The sequence below is a fragment of the Agrobacterium sp. K11 genome, assembly GCF_059429395.1.
On the sequence record NZ_JCAHRB010000014.1, the window covers coordinates 156,672 to 163,232 of the forward strand.

Consider the following 6,561-nt stretch of genomic DNA (forward strand, 5'->3'; position numbering starts at 1 on the left):
AGCCAATTCCATGACCGACAACACCATCTCTTCGGCCGTCATCATCGGCGCCGGTATCTTCGGCGTTTCCACTGGCGTACAGCTTGCGCGGCGCGGCATTAAGGTGACGATCCTCAATGACGGGCCGCCGGCCAATGGTGCCTCCGGCCGCTCGCTGTCCTGGCTGAATTCGGCACGCATGCGCTCTGAGCCCTATCATCGGCTGCGTATGGCCGGCATCGACCGGTATCGCACACTCGCGGCGCAGAATCCCGGCGCAGAATGGCTTCGCTTTGATGGCGGGTTGACCTGGGACGCGGATGACGAGCGCAACGAGATCGACGCGGCCTATCGCCACGAAGTTTCGCTTGCCTATGATGCGCAGCGCCTTTCAGCAGCCGAAGTCGCCCGCGTCGTGCCTGGTGTCGACGCCGGCGCAATCACTCCACAGGGCGCAATCTACAATCCCGGCGAAGGCTGGGTCGATTTGCCGACGCTGATTGGTGTGCTGCTTGAGGAGTTTTTCGCACTCGGTGGCATTCTGGTAACGGACCAGGGCGCTGCACGAGTCGTGATCGAGGGTGGTCGTGTCATTGGCGCGCAAACCGCAAATGCTGTCCTCCATCGGGCGGATGCCGTCGTTCTTGCCACCGGTCCGGCCGTCCCGAAGATGGCTGCTGAAAGCGGGCAGACCATTGCGGACGGAACACCGATCGCCCTTCTCGTGCAGACGAGGCCGCTCGCCCATCCCCTGCGCGCTGTTCTCAATACACCGCGCGTCGCTGTTCGCCCGGCGCCGGGCCGCACATTCTCACTGGATGCCGACTGGGCGGCCGATGAGGGTGTGACAGTGCGCGCGGACGGCAGCTATGATATCGACGATAGCGTGGTTTCAGAGCTTTTGGTTGAGGCTGCGCGGGTGATGGAAGGCAATCCGAAACTCGAGGTGGCTTCCATCGGCGTTGGTGGCAAACCGATCCCCGGCGATGGCGAGCCGGTGATTGGAGCCATCAAGAGTATTTCCGGTTACTACGCGGCCTTCAGCCACAGCGGTGCTACACTCGGCCTCATCGTGGGCGAGCTGCTCGCGTTCGAGGTTGCGACAGGCACCGAACATCCCATGCTCGCAACCTTCCGACCTGAGCGTTTCCCCTTGAATTGAGCAATGTGAGGCAGATATCGCCAAAATGAGCCGGCCGCCGCCGCGGCCGGCATTTTTTATTGATATGGAAACGCCCGTCCGGTCTCTTACATAAGGCTAATGCCCTGGTCGGCTGCACGGCCCCTGGAGAAAACCTGCGGTTCAGAGATACCAACAGACCGTTGCCACGCATAGAAAAGCCGGCACCACGCGGGCAGGAGTTGGCACCCTGCGTCGCGACACGCCGCACAATTTAAAGGCGAGTTTGCATTATTTGAAAACTAATCGTTGACGCGACGACTTCAGTCCGTTATACATAAATCATCGATCTTTTGCTTGCCGAGCTTTGTCTACCGCGCGATTGGCACCGCGCTTTAAGCGAACTTCCATTTCAAAAATAGTCGGTTTCCTCGCTGCGCAGCATCAGCTTCGCGGTCCTACACTCTATGCTTTGAAAGGGTTCAACATGACCACTGGCACAGTAAAATGGTTTAATTCCACCAAGGGCTTCGGCTTCATCCAGCCCGACAACGGCGGCGCTGATGCGTTCGTTCATATCTCCGCTGTCGAGCGCGCCGGAATGCGCGAGCTCGTTGAAGGCCAGAAGATCGGCTTCGAACTCGAGCGCGACAACAAGTCGGGCAAGATGTCTGCTACCAATCTGCAGGCCGCATAAATCAAGATTTGCTTCCCTTTGACCACGGATGTACTGGCACTGTCGGAAGCTGCTTCATTAAGGTCAGGCGTTTTGCCTGGCCTTTTTCGTTTCGGTTTCAAGCCGAACCAATTGAGATTGCAAGAGCAGAAAAACAAAGTGGATCCGGCTCGCAGACGACGATCTGCCTCACCGGCATCCAGATGTTATTTTCTGTCAAAAGCAACCTTGCGGTAGTGTCGGAATACGGCGCCCACGCCCCGTAGACCGAATGGCTGCCAGCGGCACGTCTTGCCAAGAAGGCAGGGCCACTGCTCCATCAGTCTGGTCATAAAACGCGAAAACGCGATGATCTCTCTTCCACTCATTATCAGGATATCCATGAAGAACGCCCGAAACAATGACGTCGCCGACCGTCGCGCCGCATCTACCGAAGCGAAAGCTGCTCTGCTCAATGCGTACCGCGCGGCAAAGACCGCTTTAGAACCTTCCAGGCTGGCAAGACAGGCAGAACGAGCAGCCATTGCCACAGCTCGAGAAGAGCGACGTCTTCAACGCGAGCGCACGAAGCTTGAGGAACAGCAGCGTATCGAGACCGACGCTTTGGAGCGCCAGGCAGCGATTGAGGCGGTCGCAGTCGCAGAAATTGAAGCGCGGGAGAGTGCCGAAAAGGCACGTATAGCCCGGGTCATTGAAGATGAGACGATGCGAAAGGCTGAACGCGACCGGCGCTACGCTAACCGCAAGGCAAGACAAGCCTAACCTTGCCCTTGCACGCCGACCCCACAACATGACGGCGTCATGCTGGTGACACTCTAACGAAAGCAGCCCCATGGCACCGGATAATAACGAGCTCCAGGCAATCAACACGTCGTGGCAAATCGCTATCCAGGAAATCCTGCGCATGGTCATTCGCGACATGTACCATGACGGTGGAGAAGCGAATTTCAAGGCCCATATAAAACGTATTGAAGAAGCTGCGGTCGACAGCATCCACTCCGATCTGCGACTTCGAGGAACCGACGAGTGGACTGAAGTGCTTGTAAAGGAGCGGGCGAGCAACTTCGTGACGACATTGCTGACGTCCTTCACTTACGACCGTGCCTGACCGCTGGACGTCGGTTTCAACGAGGAACTGAGCCAATTACCAAGGAGAAGTGCGCCACCTCCGGGTACGATTTTCTGATCAGGGTTTGGTCGAGGGATTGGCTTTTTCTCCTTTCTTCTGTGCCAGGGCGACCGCGCTGGCCTTAAAGCCGAAACTGTCGTTCCCGGTATTCCACATCAGTGGATCGAGCTCTCGGCTCCTTCAGAAGCGATCAACCAAACCCTACCCCCGCTTTGCGAGCCCCGCGGGGCGGTGTACGGTGAAGGCAGACAAACGAGCTCCTGGCTCAGGGGTAGCTCGCCCCCTGCTGCCAGCGCGCCGCCTTACGGGAGATGAGACCATGTTCACGCACATCATGATCGGAAGTAATGATCTGGAGCGGTCAAGAAACTTCTACGACGCCACGTTTGCTGCATTGGGCGGCACGCCCGGCGAGATGGATGCGAGAGGCAGACTGATTTATGTCCACGAAGGCGGACGACTGATGATCACGAAACCGATCGACGGCAAGGCGGCGACCGTTGCCAATGGCGGGACAATCGGAATCGCCGCCCTGAGCCGCGAGCATGTTCTGGCGTGGCACGACGCCGGTGTTACGCACGGCGGCACATCGATCGAGAGCCCGCCGAATGAGCGCCCGAACGGGGCCTTCGTCGCTTATCTTCGTGATCCGGACGGACATAAACTGAGCGCACGGTCTCAGCCGACAAAGTAACGCAGCGCCAATTGCGCTGGTATTCTCACAGCTGTTGTGGGTTGGTCTTTCTGCATAACTTTTGCAGCCGGATCCACCACATCAATCGCAACATTACGCTCAAAATCCACGCATCTTGGAACCTACCATCGGCGGATTAAGACGGGCAAAGCCCTCCTGACGATGATAGGGGAAATGCGGATATGGCGGCGTCAAGACGCTCGCATTGTCCAAGAGAGCAATCTGATCATCGGTGAGATGCCAGCCGACCGCTCCGAGGTTCTGCCGGAGCTGCTCTTCGTTTCGCGCTCCCATGATAATGGAAGACACCGTGGGCCGGCCTGTAAGCCAGTTGAGCGCCACTTGCGCAACTGTTTTGTCGAGTTGTCTTGCGACGTCTTCAAGGGCATCAACGACGCGGTAGAGATGCTCCTCATCGACCGGAGGACCAAAGCTTGCGGTTTCGTGAAGACGACTGCTCTCCGGCAGGGGAGAGCCGCGCCTGATCTTTCCCGTAAGCCGCCCCCAGCCAAGCGGACTCCAGACGAGTGCTCCAAGGCCTTGATCCATACCCAGTGGCATCAGATCCCACTCGTAGTCTCGGCCGATAAGGGAATAGTACACCTGATTGGCAATGTAGCGAGGCAATCCGTACGCGTCGGCAACCGCCAGCGACTTCATGATTTCCCATCCCGAAAAGTTCGAGATGCCGACATAGCGGACCTTTCCCGCCCGAACGAGCATATCAAGGGTCGACAAGACTTCTTCGACGGGTGTCCGGGCGTCGTAGGCATGAAGTTGCAGGATGTCTATATAGTCCGTCCGAAGCCGGCGAAGTGCGTCTTCGACCGATCTGATCAAGCGAAACCTGGAGGACCCCGCATCGTTCGGCCCTTCTCCCATAGGAAGGCTGGTCTTCGTCGATATCAGCACGGTCTCGCGACGACCTTCCAGCGCTGCACCCAGCACCTCCTCCGATGCACCGTTCGAGTAGACATCTGCGGTATCGAACAGATTAACGCCTGCTTCAACGCAGATATCGATAAGTCGCCTTGCCTCGGTGACATCGGTCGTGCCCCATGCACTGAAAAGGGGACCTGCCCCTCCAAACGTGCCTGCGCCCAAGCTCAGGACCGAGACTTTGAGGCCTGATCGGCCAAGAGAACGATATTCCATCTGGTCTTCCTTTCTTGAGAAATGGAAGCGACTTGCGCCACCTGATGGGGAAGAGATAGGAGATCCGGCTTTCGTGATATAGATTGCGGGCGGGAACAACATTTGTGAAATCAGGGACCAGATGGCTCGAGCGGAAGTCAATCGATCCGGAGAAATGGAAGTCTTCGTGCAGGTTGTCGAGTGCGGTGGCTTATCGTCAGCTGCTCGCAGCGTCGGAATGACGCCGTCGGCGGTGAGCAAACTGGTCGCGAGACTGGAGGCGCGGCTGGGTACCCGTCTCATCAATCGCTCGACGCGCGTGTTCAAGTTGACTTCGGAAGGCTGCGTCTTTTTCGAGCGCGCCACGCGTATCCTGGCAGACATCGAAGATGCCGAGCGGATCGCCAGTGCGGGTGAGGTGCCCAGTGGCCGCCTCCGCCTGAGCACCAGCGCCTCCTATGCCACCCATGTCCTCGTCGGCATACTCCCGGAATTCCTGGAGCGATATCCTGCGATTACCGTCGATATCGTGCAAAGCGACCTTGTCGTCGATCTGCTTGAGGAGCGAATGGACGTTGCGGTTCGAGCAGGCCCGCTTAAAAGTTCGAGCCTCATCGCGCGCAGGCTTGGCGATACTGCAATGACAATCGTCGCTGCTCCCTGCTATGTCGACCGGCGTGGCCTTCCCCGGACTATCGAGGAGCTTGAAAGGCATGACAAGCTGGGCCTTGGTTACACCCGCTCGATGGATGGCTGGCCGTTAATATCGGCAGGCGCGACGATTTTTGCCCCAGTCGCCGCCCGTGTCCAGGCCAATGACGGCGAGGCGCTGCGCCAGCTGGTACTCGCTGGAAATGGAATTGCCCGCCTCGCCAACTTCACGATACGCGATGATTTGAGGGCCGGCCGACTGGTGCCGGTGCTCGACGAGTATAATCCTGGGGACCGGGAGGGGTTTCATGCCATTCATATAGGGCAGGGTGGCCCGCTGCCTTCCAGAGTGCGCGCTCTTCTTGATTTCCTGGCCAAGCAAGGCAAAGTTACATAGCAGAGAAACCCGCCAATCGGGGAGGATACCCTCACCCAAACTCGAGTCGACGTCTCGCGTTAGGTTTTAGGCACCGGCATGTCTGTCCCGCGCCATTGAGTTGTTCCTGCCGGGGATGGAAAGCTCCCTTGGCGTTCGCCGTGCAGTCTAGTAGAGCAAGTATCACGATATTGACGAGCCACACCGGGTCAAACATATACGCCAGAACTGGCGGATCGACCTCCAAAAGAAGGCGATTTAAACCGTATGAAATACAAGTCGCTCTATATTTGGCTGCTGATGCTAGCTGTCCCTGTGTCGGTTCTGATAGCAGCTCAAGTCGATACAAGTTCTGCACCATCAATTGGCGGGGGAGGCTACGACCTTGGTCCGTTTGTGTATTCCTGGTTATTGATTATTTTCACGGCACTCTGGTCTCTGTGCGCTTTTGTGGCAGCGCTGCTTAAGAAAGGCCGAGCTTCCTCTTTTCGCGCTTTCGGCCTGGCAGGCTTTGGTATTCTCGTCTTCGCTGTAATGATGCTTTTTTACGGAGAAAACCTTTCATAACTGCTCGTCCTGAAAGCGCCTCGATGATCTGGATAGGGAGAATGCCCCAGGGTGACGACTTATAGAACCACCCACCGTTTGCACCTGCGCGTATCGCTTAGATCCAGTCAGGATTGAAAGAACATCGCCTTTTCGACAAATTGAGTTCCATAATATATGTTATGCGATTACCGTATGTAGCCGCAAAGTTAAAGTGTCCTGTTTCTGCAAAGTTGGAATGTCACACTCCCCGGAT

The 6,561-nt window shown here is 57.2% G+C and carries 8 protein-coding genes; 7 read left to right on the top strand and 1 reads right to left on the bottom strand.

What is annotated here, in order from left to right:
* Nucleotides 1-10 precede the first annotated feature (10 nt).
* From AC5SEO_RS24285 to AC5SEO_RS24305, 5 genes are all read left to right on the top strand, one after another.
* Nucleotides 11-1,141, top strand: a complete 1,131-nt coding sequence (locus AC5SEO_RS24285; RefSeq protein ID WP_112286117.1) for an NAD(P)/FAD-dependent oxidoreductase — start codon at nt 11-13, stop codon at nt 1,139-1,141.
* A 445-nt stretch (nt 1,142-1,586) separates the two neighbouring features.
* The gene (locus tag AC5SEO_RS24290) at nt 1,587-1,796 is read left to right on the top strand and encodes a cold-shock protein (protein ID WP_003519318.1); all 210 of its coding nucleotides are present in this window, start codon (nt 1,587-1,589) and stop codon (nt 1,794-1,796) included.
* 360 nt (nt 1,797-2,156) lie between these two features.
* Nucleotides 2,157-2,537, top strand: coding sequence for a DUF6481 family protein (locus AC5SEO_RS24295; RefSeq protein WP_003519316.1), 381 nt, complete (start codon nt 2,157-2,159; stop codon nt 2,535-2,537).
* A 70-nt stretch (nt 2,538-2,607) separates the two neighbouring features.
* Entirely contained in the window at nt 2,608-2,883 is a 276-nt protein-coding gene (locus AC5SEO_RS24300) for a hypothetical protein (RefSeq protein ID WP_003519315.1), read from the top strand.
* Nucleotides 2,884-3,223: 340 nt separating this feature from the next.
* Nucleotides 3,224-3,598 (top strand): VOC family protein, encoded by a 375-nt coding sequence (locus AC5SEO_RS24305; protein WP_041694767.1) that lies wholly within the window; start codon nt 3,224-3,226, stop codon nt 3,596-3,598.
* A gap of 99 nt (nt 3,599-3,697) precedes the next feature.
* Here AC5SEO_RS24305 and AC5SEO_RS24310 read toward each other — a convergent pair whose 3' ends face one another.
* Nucleotides 3,698-4,753 (bottom strand): aldo/keto reductase, encoded by a 1,056-nt coding sequence (locus AC5SEO_RS24310; protein ID WP_495364097.1) that lies wholly within the window; start codon nt 4,751-4,753, stop codon nt 3,698-3,700.
* Nucleotides 4,754-4,874: 121 nt separating this feature from the next.
* Between AC5SEO_RS24310 and AC5SEO_RS24315 the strand changes: the two genes are divergently transcribed.
* Together AC5SEO_RS24315 and AC5SEO_RS24320 are read left to right on the top strand one after the other, a co-directional pair.
* On the top strand, nt 4,875-5,780 hold the full coding sequence (locus AC5SEO_RS24315) for a LysR family transcriptional regulator (protein WP_112949052.1): 906 nt from the start codon (nt 4,875-4,877) through the stop codon (nt 5,778-5,780).
* 246 nt (nt 5,781-6,026) lie between these two features.
* Nucleotides 6,027-6,326, top strand: a complete 300-nt coding sequence (locus AC5SEO_RS24320; RefSeq protein ID WP_112949053.1) for a hypothetical protein — start codon at nt 6,027-6,029, stop codon at nt 6,324-6,326.
* Nucleotides 6,327-6,561: the final 235 nt, after the last annotated feature.